This window comes from Actinoplanes octamycinicus (genome assembly GCF_014205225.1).
Taxonomy (GTDB): Bacteria; Actinomycetota; Actinomycetes; order Mycobacteriales; family Micromonosporaceae; genus Actinoplanes; species Actinoplanes octamycinicus.
The window spans coordinates 4380508-4404436 of the sequence record NZ_JACHNB010000001.1; the positions used below are offsets into that span (position 1 = coordinate 4380508).

A 23929-nucleotide genomic window follows, 5' to 3' on the forward strand; every position below is an offset into this window, starting at 1 on the left:
TCTGCCGCAGACCCACCAGGAGTGGCCGACATGACGAATGAAGAAAAGCTCGTCGACTATCTGAAGCGCGCGACGGCGGACCTGCGCGACACCCGGCGCCGGCTGCGCGAGGCCGAGGAGAAGGACGCGGAACCGATCGCCGTGATCGGTATGAGCTGCCGCTACCCCGGCGGGGTCGCCTCGCCGGAAGACCTCTGGCAGCTGGTCGCGTCCGGCGGCGACGGGATCGCCGGGTTCCCCACCGACCGTGGCTGGGACCTGGACGATCTCTACGACCCCGACCCGGATCGAGCCGGCACCGTTTACAACGTCCAGGGCGGATTCCTGCGCGGCGCGGGCGACTTCGACCCGGGCTTCTTCCGGATCTCGCCGCGGGAGGCGCTGGCGATGGATCCGCAGCAGCGGCTTCTGCTGGAGGCGTCCTGGGAGGCGTTCGAGTCGGCCGGCATCGACCCGCACGGAGTCGGCGGCAGCCGGACCGGCGTGTTCGCCGGCCTGATGAACAACACGGACTACACGCCGTCGCTGGACGCGGTCCCGGAAGGGATCGAGGGCTTCCTCGGCACCGGCAGTTCCGGCAGCGTCGCGTCCGGGCGGGTGGCCTACACCTTCGGGCTGGAGGGGCCGGCGGTCACGGTCGACACGGCCTGCTCGTCGTCGCTGGTCACGCTGCATCTGGCAGCGCAGGCGCTGCGCAGCGGGGACTGCACGCTGGCCCTGGCCGGCGGCGCGACGGTGATGGCCACGCCCGGCACCTACCTGGAGTTCTCCCGCCAGCGCGGCCTCGCCGCGGACGGCCGGTGCAAGGCGTTCGCGGGCGCCGCCGACGGGACCGGGTTCTCCGAGGGCGTCGGCATGCTGGTGCTGGAGACGCTGTCCGACGCGCTGCGCAACGGTCGCCGGATCCTGGCGGTGGTGCGGGGTTCGGCGGTGAACCAGGACGGCGCCAGCAGCGGTCTGACCGCCCCGAACGGTCCGTCGCAGCAGCGGGTGATCCGGCAGGCGCTGGCCAATGCCCGTCTCTCCGCCGCCGATGTGGACGTGGTCGAGGCGCACGGGACCGGGACCCGGCTCGGCGATCCGATCGAGGCGCAGGCGCTGCTGGCCACTTATGGGCAGGATCGGTCGGAGCCGCTGTGGCTGGGGTCGATCAAATCCAACATCGGCCATAGCCAGGCCGCTGCGGGTGTCGCGGGGATCATCAAGATGATCCAGGCTTTCCGGTACGAGGTTTTGCCGCAGACGCTGCACGTGGATGAGCCGACGCCGCACGTGGATTGGTCCGAGGGCGCGGTCTCGTTGCTGACCGAGCAGCGGCCGTGGCCGCGCGGTGAGCGTCCGCGCCGGGCGGGTGTGTCGTCGTTCGGGATCAGCGGCACGAATGCGCACGTGATCTTGGAGGAGCCGCCCGCGGTCGACGTGCCGGTGGCTTCGGTGACCGCTCCGGTGCCGTTCATTCTGTCCGCGAAGTCGGAGGCGGCCCTGCACGATCAGGCCGCCCGGCTGACCGCCTATCTGGCCGATCATCCGGAGGTCTCGGATGTCGATGTGGCGTGGACGTTGGCGACGCGGGCTCGGTTCGAGCACCGGGCGGTATTGAAGGATGGGCGGATCGATCCGCAGGTCGCGGGCGATGTGCGGCTGGGGGTGATGTTCACCGGTCAGGGCAGTCAGCGTCTGGGTATGGGCCGGGGCCTGTATGAGACGTTCCCGGTGTTCGCCGCCGCGTTTGATGAGGTGTGTGCCCTGCTGCCGGGTGACGTGAAGTCGGTGGTCTTCGGTGCTGACGCCGAGCTGTTGAACCAGACCGGACAGGCGCAGCCGGCGTTGTTCGCGCTTGAGGTGGCGCTGTATCGGCTGGTCGAGTCGTGGGGTGTGCGGCCGCAGGTGCTGCTCGGTCATTCGGTCGGCGAGATCGTCGCCGCGCATGTTGCCGGGGTCCTGTCCCTCGCCGATGCGTGCACGCTGATCGCCGCGCGGGGCCGGCTGATGCAAGCCCTGCCCGCGGGTGGGGCGATGGCCGCGATCAACCTGGACGAGGCCACCGTCGCGGCGGCGCTCGATGACCGGGTGCAGATCGCGGCGGTCAACGGTCCCACCTCGGTGGTGATCTCCGGTGCCGCGGACGCGATTGACGCGCTGGTCGAGGGGTGGCGTGCCGACGGGGTGCGGGTGCGACGGCTGGCGGTCAGTCACGCGTTCCATTCGCATCTGATGGAGCCGATGCTGACCGAGTTCGCCCAGGCCCTGGCAGGTTTGACGTTCCATGCCCCGCAGTTGCCGGTGATCTCGAATCTGACCGGCCGGGTCGAGGAGCAGGGCACGGTCGAGTATTGGGTGCGGCATGTGCGCGAGGCCGTCCGGTTCGCCGACAGTCTGGCCACGGCATCCGAGCTGGGCGTGACCGCGTGGCTGGAGCTGGGCCCGGACGGGGTGTTGTCCGCGATGGCCGGCGATGTGCTTGCTGTTCCGGTGTTGCGGGAGGGTCGGGACGAGGCGGAAACGTTCACCGCCGCCCTGGCCCGACTGCACGAGGCCGGGATGGAGCTGGACTGGGCGGCCGTGTTCGCCGGCCGGGGCGCGAAGTTGGTCGATCTGCCCGGCTACGCCTTCCAGCACCAGCGCTACTGGCTCAAGTCCTCGACAGCCTCCGGCGACCCTGCCGGCCTGGGCCTTGGAGCCACCGGCCATCCACTGCTCACCGCGGCTGTCGCCCTCCCGGACAGCGACACGGTGGTGCTGACCGGCCGCCTGTCGATCCAGAGCCACCCGTGGCTGGCCGAGCATCGCGTCGGTGAGCAGGTGATCCTGCCCGGCGCCGCACTCGCCGAGCTGGCGGTTCATGCGGGGGACCAGGTGGGCGCGGGGTCGGTCGCGGAGTTGACGATCGAGGCGCCGCTGGTGCTGCCGGTCCAGGGCGCGGTGGCGTTGCGGGTGACCGTGGACGAGGGCACCCAGGCGGTGGCGATCTACTCGCGACCGGTCGACGGTGACGACTCCTGGACGAGGCATGCCCGTGGCATGGTCTCGTCGCAGCCGGCGGTCGTCTCGGCGGGTGCGACGGTGTGGCCGCCCGCCGACGCTGAGCCGATCCAGATTGATGGGCTTTACGAGACGCTTGCCGACGCCGGGCTCGATTACGGGCCGGTGTTCCAGGGCGTGCGCGCGGCGTGGCGTACGCAAGATGCTGTTTTCGCCGAGGTGGCCTTGCCGGACGGGACCGCGGTGACCGGTTTCGGTCTGCACCCGGCGCTGTTCGACGCGGCCCTGCACGCCATCGCTCTCGGTGGGTTGATCGAGGCGACCGGGACCGGTCCGATGTTGCCGTTCGTGTGGAGTGGCGTCGACCTGCACGCTACCGGCGCCTCGGCGCTGCGGGTCCGGCTGACGTCGGCCGGTCCGGACACGGTTTCGCTGACGATCACCGACCCGGCCGGTGCTCCGGTGCTGTCGGTGGGCTCGCTCGTGTTGCGCGCGGCCGACTTGAGCCAGGCCTCGCGGGTCGGCGACGCGCTGTTCGCACTCGACTGGGCTGAGGTTGGCGGCGGGGTCTGGACCGGTGACTGGCGGTTGCTCGCCGATCTCGGTGAGGGTCCGGTGCCGGGTGCGGTGGTCGTGCCGGTTCTGGCTGATCCGGCGGGTACCGCTTATGAGGCGTCTGTGGCCGCGTTGTCGTTGCTGCAGCGGTGGGTGTCTGAGGGTCGGTTCGCCGAGTCGTTGCTGGTTTTCGTCGGTGCCGGTGCTGGTCCGGTCGAGGCCGCGGTGCGGGGTTTGGTGCGGTCGGCGCAGAGTGAGAATCCGGACCGGTTCGTGCTGCTCGACCTGGGCGGCGCTGAGATCACCACGGAGTTGCTGGCCGAGGCGCTGGGCGCTGGTGAGCCGGAGTTGCGGTTGCGTGATGGTGTTTGGCAGGCGCCGCGTCTGGTTCGTGCCGGGGGTGAGCCGGTGCCGGTGCCGAACGGCGGCACGGTGTTGATCACCGGTGGGACGGGTGCGCTGGGTGCGCTGCTGGCTCGGCATCTGGTGGCCGAGCATGGGGTGCGGAGTCTGGTGCTGACCAGTCGTCGTGGTCTGGCGGCGCCGGGTGCGCGGGAGTTGGTCGCGGAGCTGGACGCGGCGGTTGAGGTGGTGGCCTGTGATGTGGCGGATCGAGACGCGGTCGCCCAGCTTCTGGCCGGGATCTCTGATCTGCGCGGGGTCGTGCACACGGCCGGGGTGTTGGATGACGGGTTGATCTCGTCGTTGACGCCGGAGCGGTTGGATCGGGTGTTCGCGCCGAAGGCGGACGCGGCCAGGCATTTGAGCGAGCTGACCGCCGATCTCGACCTGGACATGTTCGTGGTGTTCTCGTCGGCGGCCGGTGTGGTGGGCAATGTCGGTCAGGGCAACTACGCGGCGGCGAACAGCTTCCTCGATGAGCTGATCCGGGAACGCAACACCGCTGGTCTGGTCGGAACGTCGCTGGCGTGGGGGTTGTGGGAGCAGCCCGGCGGGATGGGCGCCGGTGTCGAGGGGCTCGCCGGGTTGTCCGAGGCCGAGGGTCTGGCGCTGTTCGACGCGACCTGGGCACGCGGTGGGGTCCTCGTACCGATGCGGTTGGACCTGCCCGCACTCCGCAAGAGCGGAGACGTGCCGCCGATCCTCAGCTCCCTGGTCCGCAAGCCGCGCCCGGCGGCCCGACGCGGCAACTCGGCCTCCGGCTGGAGCGAGCAGATCACGGCGATGGCCGCCGTCGATCGCCGCGACGCGGTGCTGACTCTGGTGCGGGCGACCGCGGCCGGAGTGCTCGGCCACGCCGGCCCGGACGCGGTCGGCTCGCAGGCCGCGTTCAAGGAGTTGGGCTTCGACTCGCTGACCGCGGTCGAGCTGCGCAACCAGCTCGCCGCGAAAACCGGGCTACGGCTGCCGGCGACGCTGGTCTTCGACTACCCGACCTCGGCGGCGGCCGCGGACTTCCTCCTCGGCCTGGTCGTCGGCGACGACGCGCCGATGGCGACCGGCGTCGTGCGACCGCGAGTCGAGGACCCGATCGTGGTGGTCGGGATGGCGTGCCGCTACCCGGGTGGGGTGAATTCGCCGGAGCAGCTGTGGGATCTTGTCGCCGCGGGTGGTGACGGGATCGGGGCGTTCCCGGAGGATCGTGGCTGGGATGTCACGGATCTGCTGGACACCTCGGTTTACGAGTTGGCCGGTGGTTTCCTGTACGACGCGGCGAAGTTCGACCCGGGCTTCTTCGGGATCTCGCCGCGCGAGGCGCTGGCGATGGATCCGCAGCAGCGGCTGCTGCTGGAGGCGTCCTGGGAGGCGTTCGAATCGGCCGGGATCGACCCGGTGTCGGTGCGCGGTAGCCAGACCGGTGTCTTCGCTGGCGTGATGTACCACAACTACGGCGCTCGCATGGTCGACGTACCGGACGGAGTGGAGGCGTTCCTCGGTATCGGCAGTTCCAGCAGCGTGGTCTCCGGCCGGGTGTCCTATACGTTCGGTTTCGAGGGTCCGGCGGTCACTGTCGATACGGCCTGCTCGTCGTCGCTGGTGACCATGCATCTGGCGGCGCAGGCCCTGGCGCGTGGTGAGTGTGATCTGGCGCTGGCCGGCGGGGTGACGGTGATGCCGACGCCGGACACGTTCGCCAGCTTCGCGCAGCAGCAGGGTCTGGCGCACAACGGCCGGTGCAAGCCGTTCGCCGGTGCGGCGGACGGCACGGGCTGGTCCGAGGGTGTGGGCATGCTGGTGCTGGAGCGCCAGTCGGATGCGCAGCGCAACGGGCATCGGATCCTGGCGGTGGTGCGGGGTTCGGCGGTCAACCAGGACGGTGCGTCCAACGGCCTGACCGCCCCGAACGGCCCGTCGCAGCAACGCGTCATCCGGCAGGCGCTCGCGAACGCTGGACTGAAGCCGGCCGACGTCGGTGCGGTGGAGGCGCATGGCACCGGGACGCGGTTGGGTGACCCGATCGAGGCGCAGGCGCTGCTGGCTACTTATGGGCAGGATCGGTCGGAGCCGCTGTGGCTGGGGTCGGTCAAGTCGAACCTGGGTCACACGCAGGCCGCCGCGGGTGTGGCTGGTGTGATCAAGATGGTGCAGGCGATGCGGTACGAGGTGCTGCCGCGCACTCTGCACGTGGATGAGCCGACGCCGCACGTGGATTGGTCCGAGGGCGCGGTGTCGTTGTTGACCGAGCAGCGGCCGTGGCCGCGCGGTGAGCGTCCGCGGCGGGCGGGTGTGTCGTCGTTCGGGATCAGCGGCACGAATGCGCACGTCATCTTGGAGGAGCCGCCCGCGGTCGACGTGCCGGTGGCCTCGGTGACCGCTCCCGTCCCGTTCATCCTGTCCGCCAAGTCGGAGGCGGCCCTGCACGACCAGGCCGCCCGGCTGACGGAATATGTCGCCGAGCATCCGGAGATCTCTGACGTAGACATCGCATGGACGTTGGCGACGCGGACCCGGTTCGAGCACCGGGCGGTACTGCGGGATGGCCGGATCGATCCTCAGGTGGCGGGCGATGTGCGGCTGGGGGTGATGTTCACCGGTCAGGGCAGTCAGCGTCTGGGTATGGGCCGGGGCCTGTATGAGACGTTCCCGGTGTTCGCCGCCGCGTTTGACGAGGTGTGTGCGCTGCTGCCGGGTGATGTGCGGTCGGTGGTGTTCGGCGACGAGGCTGCTCTGCTGGATCAGACCGGACAGGCGCAGCCGGCGTTGTTCGCGGTTGAGGTGGCGTTGTATCGGCTGGTCGAATCGTGGGGTGTGCGGCCGCAGGTGCTGCTCGGTCATTCAGTCGGCGAGATCGTGGCCGCGCATGTGGCCGGTGTCCTGTCCCTGGCGGATGCGTGCACGCTGATCAGTGCTCGGGGCCGGTTGATGCAAGCCCTTCCCGTGGGTGGGGCGATGGCCGCGGTCAACCTGGACGAGGCCACGGTCGCGGCGGCGCTCGATGGTCGGGTGCAGATCGCGGCGGTCAACGGTCCCACCTCGGTGGTGATCTCCGGTGCCGAGGACGCGGTCGAGGCGCTGGTCGAGGGCTGGCGTGCCGACGGGGTGCGAGTGCGGCGGCTGGCGGTCAGTCACGCGTTCCATTCGCATCTGATGGAGCCGATGCTGACCGAGTTCGCCCAGGCCCTGGCAGGTTTGACGTTCCATGCCCCGCAGTTGCCGGTGATCTCGAATGTGACCGGCCGGGTGCAGGAGCAGGGCACGGTCGAGTACTGGGTGCGGCATGTGCGCGAGGCGGTCCGGTTCGCCGACGGTCTGGCCACGGCATCCGAGCTGGGCGTGACCGCGTGGCTGGAACTCGGCCCCGACGGGGTGTTGTCCGCGATGGCCGGCGATGTGCTTGCTGTTCCGGTGTTGCGGGAGGGTCGGGACGAGGCGGAAACGTTCACCGCCGCCCTGGCCCGACTGCACGAGGCCGGGATGGAGCTGGACTGGGCAGGCGTGTTCGCCGGCCGGGGCGCGAAGCTGGTCGATCTGCCCGGTTACGCCTTCCAGCACGAACAGTTCTGGCTGCGCGGCACCGGCGGCACCGGCGACGCGACCGGCCTCGGTCAGTCCACGACCGGGCACCCGCTGCTCACCGCGGCCATCACCATCCCGGACAGCGACACCCTGGTGCTGACCGGCCGCCTGTCGCTGCAAAGCCACCCGTGGCTGGCCGAGCATCGGGTCGGTGACAGCGTTCTGTTTCCGGGTGCGGCGCTGGTCGAGTGCGCGGTTCATGCGGGGGACCAGGTGGGTGCGGGGTCGGTCGCGGAGTTGACGATCGAGGCGCCGCTGGTGCTGCCGGTTCACGGCGCGGTGGCGTTGCGGGTGACCGTGGACGAGGGCACCCAGGCGGTGGCGATCTACTCGCGGCCGGCCGACAGTGACGACCCCTGGACCCGGCACGCCCACGGCCTCCTCAGCCCGGATGCTCCCGCCCGGTCGACCGACCTGGCCGTCTGGCCGCCGGCCGACGCGGAACCACTGGACGTGAACGGCCTCTACGACACGCTGGCCGATGCCGGCCTCGACTACGGCCCGGTGTTCCAGGGCGTGCGCGCGGCCTGGCGTACGCAAGATGCTGTTTTCGCCGAGGTGGCCTTGCCGGACGGGACCGCGGTGACCGGTTTCGGTCTGCACCCCGCCCTGTTCGACGCGGCCCTCCACGCGGCGTCCCTCGGCGGATTCGTCGACGCCGACCAGCCCGGCCCATGGCTGCCGTTCGCGTGGACCGGGGCGAGCCTGCACGCCGTCGGCGCCACTGCGTTGCGGGTCCGGCTCACCTCGGCGGGAAACGACGCGATCGCCTTGCTGGCCGCGGACGCCTCCGGCGCTCCGGTGCTGTCGGCCGACTCGCTGACGCTGCGCGCGGCCGATCTGACCCGGATGGCGGGCAGCGACAAGCTCTTCTCGGTCGACTGGGTGGAGGTGTCGCCGGTCGACGCGGATGTGGCGTTCGAGGTGGTGGACAGCATCGATGTGTACGAGGTGCTGGGCCGGTTGCAGTCTGCTGGTGACGACCGGTTGGTGTTCGTCGCTCACGGCATGGATCCGGCAGCGGCGGCGGTGTTCGGTCTGGTCCGGTCGGCGCAGAGTGAGCGCCCGGACCGGTTCGTGCTGCTGGACGTGGGCTCGGAGTCGTTGACGGACGATCTGGTGGCCGGTGTTCTGGGCGCTGGTGAGCCGGAGTTGCGGTTGCGTGATGGTGTTTGGCAGGCGCCACGTCTGGTTCGTGCCGGGGGCGAGCCGGCGCCGGTGCCGAACGGCGGCACGGTGCTGATCACCGGCGGGACCGGTGCGCTGGGCGCGCTGCTGGCCCGGCATCTGGTGGCCGAGCACGGGGTGCGGAGTCTGGTCTTGACCAGTCGTCGTGGTCTGCAGGCGCCGGGTGCGCGGGAGTTGGTCGCGGAGTTGGACGCGGCGGTTGAGGTGGTGGCCTGTGATGTGGCGGATCGGGATGCGGTCGCCGAACTTCTGGCCGGGATCTCTGATCTGCGCGGGGTCGTGCACACGGCCGGGGTGTTGGATGACGGGTTGATTTCGTCGTTGACGCCGGAGCGGTTGGATCGGGTGTTCGCGCCGAAGGTGGACGCGGCCAGGCATTTGAGCGAGCTGACCGCCGATCTCGACCTGGACATGTTCGTGGTGTTCTCGTCGGCGGCCGGTGTGGTGGGCAATGTCGGTCAGGGCAACTACGCGGCGGCGAACAGCTTCCTCGATGAGCTGATCCGGGAACGCAACACCGCTGGTCTGGTCGGAACGTCGCTGGCGTGGGGGTTGTGGGAGCAGCCCGGCGGGATGGGCGCCGGTGTCGAGGGGCTCGCCGGGTTGTCCGAGGCCGAGGGTCTGGCGCTGTTCGACGCGACCTGGGCACGCGGTGGGGTCCTCGTACCGATGCGGTTGGACCTGCCCGCACTCCGCAAGAGCGGAGACGTGCCGCCACTGTTCCGCTCCCTGATTCGTAGTCGTCCCCGGAGGGCCGCGCAGGATGCGGACGCCGCCGACTGGGCGCGCAAGCTCGCGCCGATGACTCCGGAGGAGCGCTACGACACCCTGCTGCGACTGGTCCGCACGGCTGCGGCCGGAGTGCTCGGCCACAGCGGCGCGGAGGCGGTCGGCCCGCACGCGGCGTTCAAGGAGCTGGGCTTCGACTCGCTGACCGCGGTCGAGCTGCGCAACCAGCTCGCCGCCGCCACCGGCCTGCGGCTACCGGCCACCCTGGTGTTCGACCAGCCGAGCCCGGCCGAGCTGGCCGAGCACCTGATCCCGGCCCTGCTGGGCGGCGCGGCCGGCCCCGACCTGGAGGTCGAGATCGACGCGCTGGAGGCGTTGCTCGACGCCGCGGACGTCGACAGCGGACAGCGATCCCGGATCACCACCCGCCTGCAGACGCTGCTCAGCCGCTGGGCCGATCAGGGTCGCCCGGAACCGGCCGGGGACGGCGAGACGACCGTCTCCGAGCACCTGGAGCAGGCCAGCGACGACGAGATCTTCCAATTCATCGGGCGCGAATTCGGTATTTCCTGACTCGCTAGGAGAACACAGACATGTCCAACGAGGACAAGCTGCGGCATTTCCTCAAGCAGCTGACCAGTGATCTGCACCAGACCCGGGAGCAGCTGCGAAAAACTGAGGCCGACGCGCACGAGCCGATCGCGGTGATCGGTATGAGCTGCCGGTACCCCGGCGACGTGGACTCGCCCGAGGCGCTCTGGGAGATGGTGCGGGACGGCCGGGACGGGGTGTCCCAGGTTCCCGGCGACCGCGGGTGGGACCTACCCGAACCGGAGGACGGCTCGCCGCCGGGCGGCAGCGGCGGATTCCTGCGCGGCGCGGGCGACTTCGACTCGGCGTTCTTCGGCATCTCGCCGTGGGAGGCGCTCGCCATGGAGCCGCAACAGCGGCTGTTCCTCGAATCGGCCTGGGAGGCGATCGAACACGCGGGCCTCGACCCGGCCCGGCTGCGTGGCAGCTCGACCGGTGTCTTCGCCGGTCTGATGAACAACACCGACTACCTGGCCCAGGGCCCGCAGCTGCCGGAGGGCATCGGCGGATTCCTGAGCACCGGCACGTCGGGCAGTGTCGCCTCCGGCCGGATCGCGTACACCTTCGGCCTGGTCGGGCCGGCGCTGACAGTCGACACCGCCTGCTCGTCCTCGCTGGTGACGTTGCACCTGGCGGTCCAATCGCTGCGTCGCGGCGAGTGCAACCTGGCGCTGGCCGGCGGCGTCACGGTGATGTGCGCGCCGGGAACGTTCATCGAGGTCAGCAAGCAGCAGGGGCTGGCCGCCGACGGCCGGTGCAAGGCCTTCTCGGACGACGCCGACGGCGCCGGGTTCGCCGAGGGCGCCGGCATGCTGATGCTGGAACGGCTCTCCGACGCGGTTCGCAACGGTCGGCGGATCCTCGCCGTGGTCCGCGGCAGCGCGGTCAACCAGGACGGCGCCTCGAACGGGCTCACCTCTCCGCATGGGCCGTCGCAGCAGCGTGTCATCCGCGACGCGCTGGTCGACGCCCAGCTGACCGCGAAGCAGATCGACGCGGTCGAGGCGCACGGTACCGGCACACCGCTGGGCGACCCGATCGAGGCGCAGTCACTGATCGCGACGTATGGCCGGACCCGCGACTCCCGGTCACCCCTGTGGCTGGGCTCGTTCAAGTCGAACGTCGGTCACACCCAAGCCGCGGCCGGCGTCGGCGGCGTCATCAAGATGGTGATGGCGATGCGGGCCGGCGTCCTGCCGCCGACCCTGCACGTCGCTGTCCCGTCCACCAAGGTGGACTGGGAGGGCAGCGGGGTCGCGCTGCTCACCGAGACGCGGCCGTGGCCGGAGACCGGCGAGCCGCGCCGGGCGGCGGTCTCCTCGTTCGGCGTCAGCGGCACCAACGCCCACGTGCTGCTGGAGCAGGCCCCCGAACCGGTGCCGGCACCGCGTAAGCCCGGTACTCCGGAGCCGGCGCTGCCGGGCGGGCCGCTGCCGTGGATGCTCTCGGCCCGGACCGCCAAGGCCCTGCGCGCTCAAGCCGAGCGGCTGCACGGATTCCTCACCGCGCAGCCGGAGTTCGATCCGGCCGCCGTCGCCGCCACCCTGCTGACCCGCCGGGCCACCTTCGAGCACCGGGCCGCGATCACCGGTGGCGACCGCGAGTCGCTGCTGGCCGGCCTGGCCGGGCTGGCCGCCGGCGCCGACGCCGACAACCTGGTCCAGCACGAGGCGACGACCGAGGTGAAGACCGCGTTCGTCTTCCCCGGGCAGGGCTCGCAGTGGGCCGGCATGGCGGCCGAGCTGCTGGACACCTCACCGGTGTTCGCTCAGTCGGTCGCCGAGTGCGATGCGGCGCTGCGCGAGTTCCTCGACTGGTCGGTCGAGGACGCCCTGCGCGGCGTGCCCGGTGCGCCGACCGTCGAGCAGGTCGACGCCCTGCAGCCGATGCTGTTCGCCACCATGGTGTCGCTGGCCGAGCTGTGGCGCAGCTGCGGCATCCGGCCGTCCGCGGTGGTCGGGCACTCGCAGGGTGAGGTGGCCGCCGCGTACGTGGCGGGGATCCTGTCCCTGCGCGATGCCGCCCGGATCGTCGCGCTGCGCAGCAAGGCCCTGCTCGCCCTGATCGGCACCGGCGCGATGGCCTCGGTGCTCGCCCCGGCGCCGTCGGTGCGGGAGCGGATCGCCGCCTGGGACGGCCGGCTCTCGGTCGCCGTCGTGAACGGCCCGGGTGCCTGCGTGGTGGCCGGTGAGACCGAGGCGATGGACGAGTTCATCGCCGCGCTGGAGGGCGACGAGGTCCGGGTGCGTCGCATCCCGGGCGCCCTCGGCGCCGGGCACTCGGCAAGTGTCGAGGTGCTGCGCGACCAGTTGCTGGCCGACCTGGCGCCGGTCCGGCCGGGCCCGGCTGAGATCCCGCTCTACTCGACCGTCACCGGCGAGCTGCTGGACACCCCGATGGATGCCGACTACTGGTACCGCAACATGCGGCAGACCGTTGAGTTCGAGCAGGCGGTCCGCGCGCTGCTGGCCGACGGCCACAACCTCTTCCTGGAGATGAGCGCCCACCCGGTCCTCACCGTGCCGGTACAGGGCATCCTCGACGACGCCGGATCGGCCGCCGGGGTGCAGGGCACGCTGCGCCGTGACCAGGGCGGCCCGCTGCGTTTCGTCGCCGCGCTGGCCGAGGCGCACGCCCGCGGCGCCGACCCGGACTGGACCGCCGCCCTGGACCTGACCGGGGCGGGGTGGGCCGATCTGCCGACCTACGCGTTCCAGCGCAGCCGGTACTGGCTGGAGCCGGCCGTGGTGACCGGTGACGTCACCTCGGCCGGACTGGTGCCGGCCGGTCATGCCCTGCTGGCGGCGGCGGTCGAGCCGGCGCACTCGGGCGGGCTGATCCTCACCGGCCGGCTGTCCCTGCAGACCCATCCCTGGCTGGCCGACCACGCCGCGCTGGACACTGTGCTGCTGCCCGGCACCGCCTTCGTCGAGCTGGCCCTGCACGCCGGTGCGATCGCCGGGCATCCGCGGCTGGTCGAACTCACCTTCGAGACGCCGATGGTGCTTCCGGCGGAGGGTGGCCTGGCCGTGCAGGTGGCGGTCGGTGAGCCGGACGACACCGGGCACCGGCCGATCGAGATCTACGCGCGTCCCGACGACCAAGACGTTTCCCAGCCGTGGACCCGGCACGCCGGCGGCACGCTGGCCACCGGCTCGGCTCCGGCCGCCGCCGATCTCTCCGCCTGGCCGCCGCCCGCGGCCGCTCCGGTCGACGTCAACGGGGTCTACGACCGATTCCACGCCGCCGGCATCGGGTACGGACCGGCGTTCCAAGGTCTGCGCCGGGTGTGGCGGCGCGGCGAGGAGATCTTCGCCGAAGTGGAGCTGCCGGCCGGCCAGCGCGACGACGTGGACGGCTTCGGCCTGCACCCGGCGCTGCTGGACGCGGCCATGCACGCGGTCGCAGCCGGCGCCGACACGGGTGACGGCGCCGACGGCACCGGGGGAGGGCTGTGGCTTCCGTTCTCCTGGCGTGAGGTGAACCGGTACGCGACCGGGGCCACCACGCTACGGGTCCGGTTCGCCCCGGCCGGCCCGGAGGCGATGTCGCTGGTTGTCGCGGACGACACCGGCGCGCCGGTGCTCTCGGCCGAGGGTCTGGTCGTCCGGCAGATCTCCGCCGACCGGCTCAGCGCCGCCGGCGGCCGCCACCGGCAGTCGCTGTTCCAGCTCGACTGGCCGCGGCAGCCGCTGCCGGCCGCCCCCGCGACGGCCGGGCACGCGGTGCTCGGCGAGGGGCTGGGTGCGATCGGGACCGGCTATCCGGACCTGCGCTCGCTGGTCGCCGCCCTCTACACCGGGACGCAGCCGCCGGCGGTGGTCTTCACCGCGCTCGGCTCGGCGGCCACCGACGCGAGCCAGGAGCCGTCGGTGGAGCGTACGCACACCGCCGCCCAGGAGGCACTCGCCCTGGTGCAGGCCTGGCTGGGGGAGCGCCGCCTGGCCGACACCCGGCTGGTGGTGGTCACCCGGGGCGCGGTCTCCACCGGCCCGGACGACGCGGTCACCGACCTCGCCTACGCACCGGTCTGGGGTCTTCTGCGCTCGGTGCAGTCGGAGAGCCTGGACCGGTTCGTCCTGGTCGACCTCGACGGCAGCCCGGCCTCGCTGGCCGCGCTGCCGGCCGCGGTGGCCACCGGCGAACCCGAGCTGGCGCTGCGCGACGGTGTCCCGCATGCCCCGCGGCTGGCTCGGGCCAGTGTGCCGGTCGGCGCCCCGGCCGGGCTGGACCCGGACGGCACGGTTCTGATCACCGGTGGCGCCGGGACCCTGGGCGCGCTGGTGGCCCGGCGTCTGGTCACCGGGCACGGTGTGCGCCACCTGCTGCTGACCAGCCGGCGCGGTCCGGCAGCCGAGGGCGCCGAGGCGCTGCGGGCCGAGCTGACCGAGCTGGGCGCGACGGTCACCGTGGTGGCCTGTGACGCCGCCGATCGGTCCGCGCTGGCCGCGGTCCTCGCCGACATCCCGGCCGAACACCCGCTGACCGCGGTCGTGCACAGCGCTGGTGTCCTGGACGACGGGGTGGTCGAGGGGCTCACCCCGGCCCGCCTGGACCGGGTGCTGCGCCCCAAGGTGGATGCCGCGCTGAACCTGGACGAGCTCACCCGAGACCGGGACCTGGCGGCGTTCGTGCTGTTCTCGTCGGCCGCCGGAGTGCTGGGCAACCTGGGCCAGTCGAACTACGCGGCGGCCAACAGCTTCCTGGACGCGTTCGCCCAGTACCGCCGTGACCGGGGCCGCCCCGCCGTCTCGCTGGCCTGGGGACTGTGGCTGGACAGCCTCGGCGCGATCGGCTCGATGGCCGGCGCGGCCGCCGGCGCACGGACCGCCGCACACATCCCCGGCCTGACCGCCGAGGAAGGGCTGGATCTGTTCGACGCCGCCCTGCGCGGCGACCGGGCGGTGCTGCTGCCGATGCGCCTGGACCTGGGCGGCCTCTCGGCCGACGGTGCCACCCCGCACAAGCTGCGCGACCTGATGCCGAAGCCCCGCCGCGGGCCGGCGCAGGCCGAGCAGCAGTCGATGGCCGAGAGGCTCGCCGCCCTGCCGGTGGCCGAGCGCACCACGATGCTGGTCGAACACGTGCGGGTGCAGGCCGCGTCGGTGCTCGGTTACCCGGACACCGAGACGATCGGCTCCGGTACGCGGTTCCTGCAGATGGGCTTCGACTCGCTGACCGCACTCGAGCTGCGCAACCGGCTCAGCAAGGCCACCGGGGTCCGGCTGCCGGCCACGGTGGCGTTCGAAAACCCGACGCCGCAGGCGCTGGGAGCGTACCTGGCGACCGCGATGGCCGTGGCGCCGTCCGCGCCGGAGCCGGCCGAGACCGGCGCCGAACCCCTCCTGGACGAGGACGGGGGGCAGACGCTGGGCCGGATGCTGGGCGAGGCCGGGCGTACCGGCCGGGTCCCCGAGTTCCTGCACCTGCTGACCGCGGTTGCCGGCTTCCGGCCCACGTTCAGCGGACCGGCGGACGCCGGCGGCGCATTGGACGTGGTCCGGCTGGCCAAAGGCGACGCCGGCCCCGGCCTGGTGTGCATCCCGTCGGTCCTGCCGATGTCCGGAGCGCACGAGTACGCCCGGTTCGCCACCGCGCTGCGGGATCGCCGGGACGTGGCGGTACTTCCCGCGCCCGGATTCGGCCGCGGCGAACTGCTGCCGGCCGACCTCGAGGCACTAGCCGCCGCGCAGGCCGAGTCGCTGCTGGCATACGCCGACGGTCGCCCGTTCGTGCTGGTCGCCCACTCGTCCGGCGGGCTGCTGGCACACCACCTGACCAGCCGGCTGGCCGAGCGCGGGATCCGTCCGGCGGCCCTGGTGCTGATCGACGTCTATCCCCTCGGTGACGAGGCCTTCTCCGGCGTGCGTGGCCGCATCGAGGGCCCGGGGCAGGGGAGCGGGACGGACGACGGCACGGGCACCGTGCTGGGCCCGCCGGACGACAACCGGCTGACCGCGATGGCGGGCTACTTCCGGCTGTTCAGGGAGTGGGCGCCGGAGCCGATCGAGACGCCGGTCCTGCTGGTCCGCGCCTCCGAGCCGCTGCCGTCCTGGCGGGACAAACAGGACTGGCGGTCCACCTGGGCACAGCCGCACAGCGAGCTGGACGCGCCCGGCGACCACTTCACCATGATGGAGACGCATGCCGGGGAGACCGCCCGGCTGATCCATGACTGGGTCGGCGGCCTGGCCCGCTGACGAGTCGGTAAAGGGGTGGACACGGCCCGCGCCGTGTCCACCCCTTTCTCCATCCATCGGCCCAGGCGTGCCCCGGGTCGGTCCACCTAATCTGGCATTCAGACCTGAATTGACAGGAGAAGTTCGCATGAGCGATCCGATGCGCGATGCGTTAATTTTCAGCGCCATCCTGATGACAATCGTGCTGTTCACTCAGGTAGGCCGGCACCGATTCGGTTTCATCAAGCTCACCCTTCCGCTGGTCCTGGTCGTACTGGTGGCCTTCCAGATGCTCAGCAGCCTGGAATTCACTGCGCCGAACATGACCGCGGCCGGCACCGGCATCGCCATCGGCGCGGTGATCGGCATCGGCCTGCTGCGGACCATGCGGCTGGAGCGCGACGACAAGAACGGCCGCATCTACACCCGGGCCGGCCTCGTCTACCTGGCGATCTGGCTGACGGTGCTGGTCGGCCGCCTGATTTTCATCTGGTCGCTGGAGAACGTCGACGGGTTCGCCGTCGACTTCGGTAAGTGGATTATGGAGAACGAGATCGACCCGGACGGGGTGACCGCCTTCTTCGTGCTGATGGCGATGGCCATGGTGCTGACCCGCACGGTCGGTGTCGCGATTCGCTGGATCAAGGCGCTGCGGGCCGGGAAATCCGCACCGGCCACGGTTGCCGTCAAGGCCTGACGTCCACGATCCGGCGCCGGTCAGGGATATTCCCGAGAATTCCTGCGAATGCAATTCCAGGGGCGGGTAGGGGTTTCTCCGCATCGGCACCGGGTCGAAAATGGCAGGCGAGTCGCTGTGGTGACAATGACGATTCTCCGGGAGTTCTGAATGCGAATCTTCTGTACTATCACCGGCACCCAGGGACACGCGAACGAGGTGCTGCCGATCGCCCGGGCCCTGCTGCTGGCCGGGCACGAGGTCGCGGTCGCGGTCCCGGAGGCGCTGACCGGGGTGTTCGACGGTACGCCGGTGCGACTGCATCCGGTGATGCCGAGCATCCCCGAGGTGATGCAGTCCATCTTCTCGATGCGTTTCGAACGGGAGCCGGGCGCCCCCGAGCCCGTGCTCGACAATCGGATGGAAATGATCCTCTGGGGCGGCGGGCCGCACATCACCGGCACCTTCCACACCGTGCTGCCGCTGGCCCGGGAGTTCCGCCCCGACCTGATCCTGCGCGACGGTGGCGAGGTGACCGGCGTGCTGATCGCCGAGGCGCTCGGTGTCCCGCATGTGTCCTGCCCCTCCGGGCCGACCAACGTGATCGACCCGCAGGGCCTGCTCCCGCTGCTCAACAAGCGGCGGGCCGAGGTCGGGCTGCCGGCTCAGGACGACCCTTGGTCGATGTACCGGCACGGCCGGGTCGACTGTATGCCGGGCGCGTACTCTTTCGCTCGCTACCCGGTGCCGGAGGCGTTCGCCTACCGGCAGCCCGCCGCGCTCAACGAGGCTGAGGGCCTCCCGCCCGAGCTGGCCGCCCTGTCCGGTGACCGGCCGCTGGTGGTCGCCTCGGTAGGCAGCTCGCTGCCCACCGTGATGGCCATGCAGCAGATGGGCATTGACCCGCCGGAGGGGATGATGCACCCGTCGGAGACGTTGCGGGCCATCGTCGGCGGCCTGTCCGCCCTGGACTGCCACGCCGTGGTCAGCACGGCCGGGTTCCCGGTCGAGGGCGTCGAGATCGGTCCGCACGTGCACGTCATGGACTGGATCCCGCAGATGCTGTTGCTGCAGTGCGCCCAGCTGTTCATCACCCACGCCGGATACAACAGCGTGCGGGAGTCGGTACGCCAAGGCGTACCGATGGTCTCCCTGCCGCAGTTCGGCGACATGCACCACAACGCGGTCCGGATCGAGGAACGCGACCTCGGCCGCACGGTCACCGAGGTCACCGCGGAAGGCGTGGCCACGGCCTGCAAGCAGGTGCTCAACGACGACCGGATCACCGCCGGCATACGAGCCGCACACCGGCAGATGCTCGGGTTGCCCGGTGTCGAGGCGGTCGTCGGACTGCTGGAACGGACCGTCGCCGCGCACTGACCCCGGGGCTGGCTGGGCCCCGGCCGGTTCGTGTCTTTCCCCCGTGAGGCACGTTCCGGAAGCAGAGGTACGGAGGGCCGCCGCGGTTGCCCGCCGGTGGCCCTCCGTACCCGAGTCGCAACCGTCGCCGATCAGGCGGCCGCCCACGAGTCCACGGCCGACAGCTTCGCCGGAAGATCGCGGCGCCGCCGGACGTCGAGCTTGCGATAGATCCGGGTCAGGTGCTGCTCGACCGTACTGACGGTGACGAACAACTGGGCTGCGATCTCGCGGTTGGTATGGCCCTCGGCGGCCAGCGTGGCCACCCGAGCCTCTGCCTCGGTCAGCGGCTCGGACTCCGGCACCTGCCGAATCGTGGCCCGCGCCGACGGGGCCGCCTCGGTCTCCGAGTACCCGGGAATCAGCTGCTCGCACACCGGTTCCGCGCCGCACGACTTGGCCAGGTGCCAGGCCTTGCGGACCAGCATGCGCGCCTGGTTGACGTCCCCGGCGGCCTGCTGGCAGCGGCCCAGTTCACCGAGAGCGATCGCCAGCTGCAGCCGGCTGCCGTGGTCCTCGAGGATCTTGACCGCCTCACGCAGCATCGGCAGCCGCCGCGGCCCGGTCTCGACGGCGCCGAGAATCCGCAGCAGCACTGCGCGGCGCCGGCGGGAGCCGGGACCGGAGCGGTTCAGCTGCGATTCGGCCAACTCCTTCGCCCGCTTCGGCTCGCCGAGCGCCAGCCAGGCCTCGGCGGCGTCGATGTGCCACGACACGACCTGAGGGTTGTCGGTCCCGAAGGCCTCCATCGACTTGCCGATCGCGAGGAAGGTCTCCAACGCGGCGTGCGGCCGGCCGGTCGCCAGGTACCACCGCCCACGGGCCTGCCGGTAGTGCAGCCCGGCGATGGTGTGTGGCATCGCCGGCGGCACCGCCTGGTCCAGCAGCCGACCGGCCTCCTCGTAGCGGCCCATCATGGTGCAGGCCTGCACGAGGATCGCCAGCGGATGGGCGATGGCGATGCCCCAACTCTGTACCGACATCTGGTCCAGCGCGGCCCGGGCGTGGCTCTCCGCCCCACCGAGGTCGCCCTGGCGCAGCGCGATCTCGGCCCGCACCACGGTCAGCAGGGCCCGCCAGGACGGGGTGTCGCGGCTCGAGCACTCGTCGAGCAGCCGCTCGCACCAGGACAGCGCCAGGTCCAGCCGGTCGGCGTAGATCAGCGCCCAGAGCACCGACACCAGCGGCTGAACGGCACTGTCGGTGAGGTGGTAGCGCTGCAGGATCCGAATCGCCTCGTCGACCGGCGCTTCCGCCTCCGAGTCACCGGTGACTGCCGCGGTGTAGGTCGCCGCCGCGTGCAGGTAGGGCAGAGCTTCGGACGCGCCGGCGACCGCCCCGGCCGGCTCCGGCTCCGGTTCGGTCTCCGGCGCCGTGCCCGCCGCGTCCGGGCCGTGCAAGCGCGGTCGCAGATGCGGGATGAAGGCGGTCAGCCAGTTGCGCGCCGCCGCGATCGCGGTCAGGTCCGACGGCTCTGACGTCTGCGGGGTCTCGGTCAGCTCCTCGACGATGCCGGCTGCGCGGTCCACCTGGCCGTCCCAGGCCAGGTAGGCCACCGACATCGGGAGATTCCGGTACACCGCGCGGTCCGGCGCCGCCTCGGCGGTGAGCCGGGCCAGGTAACCGCCGGCCGCGGCCGGCGCGGTACGCCACGTCGCCAGGATCAGCTGGCTGTTGATCTCGGCACGTTCCCGTTCGTCGGCACACACCCGGTAGGCCAGCTCCAGGCACCGGCGGGCGAAGGTGTTGTCGTCGTTGACCATGGCGTACTCGGCCGCTTTGCGCAGCACCGGCAGGGTCCACGCGTCGGCCTCGCCGCCGCGCGCCACGACCTGCTGGGCCACCTCGGTCGCCGAAGCGCCCGAGTCGAACAGCAGCCGGGCCGTTCGGTCGCGCAGGCGCACGACGACGTCGGCCGGGGCGTGGTCGAGGATGGCGGTCCGTGCCGCCGGGTCCCTGAACTGCCCGTCGCTGAGCAACCCGCTGTGCCCGAGGTCCTCGATCGCCTGCAGCACGGTGCGTGCCGGCAGGTCCACCAGCTGGCTGATCGTCTGGGGCGTGGCGGCCGGACCGAACGCCGCGATGGCCCGGGCCACGGTCAGCATCTCCGAGTCGCCGCGGTGCAGGCAGTCGAGCACACCCTGGATGTACGTCTCGGCACGCACCAGCGGCACGCCGCTGGCCGCGGTGCTCTCCGCGGTGGCACGCGCGTCGTCGATCAGGGCCTGGACCAGCATCGGGTTGCCGCCGGTGACCGTGTGCACCTCGTCGGCGAGCCGGTTCGCGGCGTGCGGGCTCAGCTGTCCGCTGATCAGATGGCTGGTTCCGGAGCGGGACAGCAGTCGTAACCGCAGCCTGGTGTGGTGTGGCTGGCGCTGCAACTCGGAGTAGAAATCGGTCTGGTCGCGTGGTGTTCGATTCGACGTGGTGAGCAGCAGCAGCACCTTGGCCCGCCGGGTCCGCCGGGCCAGATGCAGCAGGAACTGCTTGGACGCGGGATCCGCGCGGTGCACGTCGTCGACCGCGATGACCACCGGTTGCCGCTCCGCCAGGCGCAGCAGCGTGGTGGACAGACAGACCATGAAGCCGACCCCGGCGCTGGCCGGATCACCGGCCTCCTCCATGAGGCGCAGGATCATCGCGGTGGCCTCGGGAGCGATCGGGAGGCTCGCGATGATTTTTCGTACGATGCCGAAGCGCACCCCGTGCTCGGCTCGTGAGGCGACGGCGTCCACTACCACGGCGCCGCCGGCGACCGCCCGGTCCGAGGCGGTCACGAGCAGTTCGGACTTGCCGCTGGCCACCGCTCCACTGATGGTGGCGATCCGGCCGTTTCCCTCTGCTGTGCTGTTCAGCAGGTCTTCCAGTACTGCCAAGTGGTTTTCACGCTCGATCAGCGTCGTTGTCGACACGGCTTGTCCCCGTTCGTTGCCATACTCGACTTCCTGTCCCAAGCTCAGGTGTCAGCGGCGCGGATGCGCATCACCTCGCCATCCGGGGCGGAGCGCCGGCCGCGTCGGCGCCGGTCAGCCGATCCGCCACCAGGTCGTTGATCGCGTTCTGATGGTTCGCCAGGAAGAAGTGCCCGCCGGCGAAGGTGTGCAGGGTGAACCGGCCGGTGGTGTGCGCCTGCCAAGCGGTGACTTCGGCCAGGCTCGACCGCGGGTCGGCGTCGCCGGTCAGCGCGGTGATCGGGGCGTCGACGACGGCGCCGGGCTCGGCCCGGTACCGCTCGATCGCGGTGTAGTCGCTGCGGATCGCGGGCATCGCCATGCGCAGCAGCTCCTCGTCGGCGAGAATGCGGGCGTCGGTGCCGCTGAGCTCGCGCATCTCGGCGACGATGCCATGGTCGTCCCGCCGGTGCACGTTCTCGTCGCGCGTGGTCGACGGGGCCCGCCGGCCGGAGACGAACACCTCGGACACCGGCACGCCGTGTTTCTCGAGTCGCCGGGTCACCTCGAAGGCGAGCACGGCGCCCATGCTGTGGCCGAACAGCGCCACCGGGCCCCGCAGGCGGGGCCGCACTGCGGCGGTGATCTCGTCGGCCAGCTCACCGATGTCCTCGATCCGCGGGTCGGCGCGTCGGTCTTGTCGTCCGGGGTACTGCACCGCCAGCACGGCGATCCGCGGCGCCAGGGCGCGCGACACCGGGAAGTAGAACGACGCCGACCCGCCCGCGTGGGGCAGGCAGACCAGCTGCACGGCGTCCGGGTCGGCGGGGTGGTAGGTGCGAATCCAGATGTTGTCTGCTGACGTCTCACTCACGGCGGTTCCGTTCTGCTGCGTCTGGCCAAATCGGACTGAACCGGGCCCACGATAGGCAGTAGGGGTTCGGGCGGAGCACCCCTATTTCGCCGCTAGGTAGGGGTTCCGGTGTCGGCGATCCGACGCGGTTGTCCGGAGTCCGGAAGTAGGTGAACACGCAAATTCCAATAGGTGTGCCAATGGCTGCCCGGATGAACCTCGGGTAATTGGTTGCATCGAAGATAATCTATCGTAAATGTTTGACAATGATCCCCGGCGGCTCGCTGTGCGCGCTGTGCGTCCTGAGTCGGTCCGCGCGGTAGCCGGAGCGCCGATGCGCTGGCACATCGTCGTCTGACCCCCGTCCTGGTCCGCCGGGCCGGATCCATTCGAGGTTCCGGATCCCCCTAATGAGCCGGGCGCGGGAAGCGTCCGTGCTTCGGGATCTAGGGGCGGTTAAGGGTGTCGTGTCGAAAAACTCGTCAATAGCGTTGCGTGACGACGAGTCTTTCGTATTGGAGGGCGTCATGAGTGATACGACCAGCAGGCTGCCGCAATCCGCCCGCAACGTTGCGGGCGAGGCCTTTCTCCAGGCCCGGCTCGAGGGCGGCCCGGCGGACTTCCCCGCCGATCTGCGCGACCAGGCGGTGCCTCGCGACCAGGACCGGGTCAAGGTTCCGTACTGCGGCGGGTACGAGCACTTCGAGCGGAGCGCCGGCGACGTCGAACCCGTCGCGTTCCGCTGGGTCGGGCGCACCTGGGTCGCCGAGTAGTCAGAGGTGTCGACCGGTTTGCCCGGGGAGATCCCGGGCCGGCCGGTACCGTGCGCAGAGCGCGTGACGGAAGTGGCGTTGTTGGGATGGGGTTTCGGTAGGTGGGGGCTATGGCGTCGGTGGGCAAGGTCATTCGGTACGACGAGGTCCGTGGGTACGGATTCATCGCGCCGGCGGAGGGTGGCGAGGACGTCTTCGTCCATGCCAACGACTTCGGAGACCAGCGTGGTCTGGTGCATTCCGGGATGCGGGTGGAATACGAGGTGGAGGTCGGTGATCGCGGTCTGAAGGTGGCCTCGTTGCGGGTCTTGGAGCCGGCCACGCCGGCTCGGTCCGAGCGGGACGCGGCCACGGTCCGGGCCGGCGTGCCCGGCGACGACGAGGGCATGTGCGACGTGCTGTCCGGCCGCGAGCTGATGGTCGAGGTGACCGAGGCGCTGATCGGCAAGGTCCCGGCGCTGACCGGGGCGCAGATCGCCGCGATCCGGCAGACCGTGGTCGACCTGGCCCGGTCGCACGGCTGGGTGGAGAGCTGACCCGGTAACACGAGCGGAGGGCTCGTCGTCGCGCCGTGACCGGTGCGACGGCGAGCCTGTTCGCTGTGCGATCACCGGCGCTCCGGCGCGAACCGGACGCCGAGCGCGAGGCCCTGGCGGGTGACGGCCAGAGCCTCGCCGATGAAGCTGATCCCGATGGAGAGCTGGATCGGGCGCGCCTCGGGTCGCATCCCGAGCTTGTCGGCGAGCAGCGCGTAGGCGAACATCACCAGCAACGAGCCGATGATCGCCACGAAGGTCCGGCCGCGGTAGCGCTGCCAGAGGAAACCGCGCTTCTCGTACACCACGACGAACGAGCCGCGCAGGTAACCGAGGGCGAGACCGAGGATGATGCCGCCGGCCAGCCAGGCGTAGTCGCCGGGACGGAGGCCGTCGGTCTTCCAGAGGGTGTAGCTGCCGATGGCGGTCAGGATGACCGGCGCCGCCCACAGGTCGCGGCCGTTGAGTGGCTCGCCGAGCAGCCGTTTGACCACAATGACGACCAGGACCACCGCGATGATCGACGCCAGGACCCAGCTGTTCACTGCCGTACCTCCCGTATTTGGCATTGCCGTGCCA

The 23929-nt window shown here is 71.1% G+C and carries 8 protein-coding genes and 1 pseudogene; 6 read left to right on the top strand and 3 right to left on the bottom strand.

The genetic code is table 11. The features are described 5' to 3' along the window. Positions 1-21: 21 nt before the first annotated feature. The 4 genes and pseudogenes from BJY16_RS19260 to BJY16_RS19275 all read left to right on the top strand — a co-directional run bounded on the left by BJY16_RS19260 (position 22) and on the right by BJY16_RS19275 (position 18258). Positions 22-10005, top strand: coding sequence for an SDR family NAD(P)-dependent oxidoreductase (locus BJY16_RS19260; protein ID WP_376698038.1), 9984 nt, complete (start codon positions 22-24; stop codon positions 10003-10005). Positions 10006-10025: 20 nt separating this feature from the next. Beyond that, positions 10026-16223 (top strand): annotated as a pseudogene (locus tag BJY16_RS19265) (type I polyketide synthase); the annotation flags it as partial. 127 nt (positions 16224-16350) lie between these two features. Continuing rightward, entirely contained in the window at positions 16351-16899 is a 549-nt protein-coding gene (locus BJY16_RS19270) for a CcdC protein domain-containing protein (RefSeq protein WP_185040897.1), read from the top strand. 150 nt (positions 16900-17049) lie between these two features. Then, positions 17050-18258 (top strand): glycosyltransferase, encoded by a 1209-nt coding sequence (locus BJY16_RS19275; protein ID WP_185040899.1) that lies wholly within the window; start codon positions 17050-17052, stop codon positions 18256-18258. A gap of 131 nt (positions 18259-18389) precedes the next feature. On the opposite strand, the gene BJY16_RS19280 is transcribed toward BJY16_RS19275, so the two are convergent. After that, positions 18390-21209 carry a helix-turn-helix transcriptional regulator gene (locus BJY16_RS19280; RefSeq protein WP_275408074.1) on the bottom strand — a complete coding sequence of 940 codons (2820 nt, stop codon included), beginning with the start codon at positions 21207-21209 and terminating at the stop codon, positions 18390-18392. Between the two features lie 70 nt (positions 21210-21279). Then, positions 21280-22062, bottom strand: a complete 783-nt coding sequence (locus BJY16_RS19285) for a thioesterase II family protein (RefSeq protein WP_185040903.1) — start codon at positions 22060-22062, stop codon at positions 21280-21282. A gap of 506 nt (positions 22063-22568) precedes the next feature. On the opposite strand from BJY16_RS19285, the gene BJY16_RS19290 reads away from it, so the two are divergent. Both BJY16_RS19290 and BJY16_RS19295 read left to right on the top strand, forming a co-directional pair. Further along, positions 22569-22814, top strand: coding sequence for a DUF5988 family protein (locus tag BJY16_RS19290; RefSeq protein WP_221502000.1), 246 nt, complete (start codon positions 22569-22571; stop codon positions 22812-22814). A 110-nt stretch (positions 22815-22924) separates the two neighbouring features. Further along, complete coding sequence (locus tag BJY16_RS19295; RefSeq protein ID WP_185040905.1) at positions 22925-23350, top strand: cold-shock protein; 426 nt, start codon at positions 22925-22927, stop codon at positions 23348-23350. 71 nt (positions 23351-23421) lie between these two features. On the opposite strand, the gene BJY16_RS19300 is transcribed toward BJY16_RS19295, so the two are convergent. Next, positions 23422-23895 carry a DUF1453 domain-containing protein gene (locus tag BJY16_RS19300; protein ID WP_185040907.1) on the bottom strand — a complete coding sequence of 158 codons (474 nt, stop codon included), beginning with the start codon at positions 23893-23895 and terminating at the stop codon, positions 23422-23424. Between the last annotated feature and the right edge of the window lie 34 nt (positions 23896-23929).

What these genes read in the sequence shown, in the direction of transcription:
- BJY16_RS19270 (WP_185040897.1), top strand. Translation starts at nt 16,351, where the DNA reads ATGAGCGATCCGATGCGCGATGCGTTAATTTTCAGCGCCATCCTGATG.
- BJY16_RS19275 (WP_185040899.1), top strand. Translation starts at nt 17,050, where the DNA reads ATGCGAATCTTCTGTACTATCACCGGCACCCAGGGACACGCGAACGAG.
- BJY16_RS19290 (WP_221502000.1), top strand. Translation starts at nt 22,569, where the DNA reads ATGAGTGATACGACCAGCAGGCTGCCGCAATCCGCCCGCAACGTTGCG.
- BJY16_RS19295 (WP_185040905.1), top strand. Translation starts at nt 22,925, where the DNA reads ATGGCGTCGGTGGGCAAGGTCATTCGGTACGACGAGGTCCGTGGGTAC.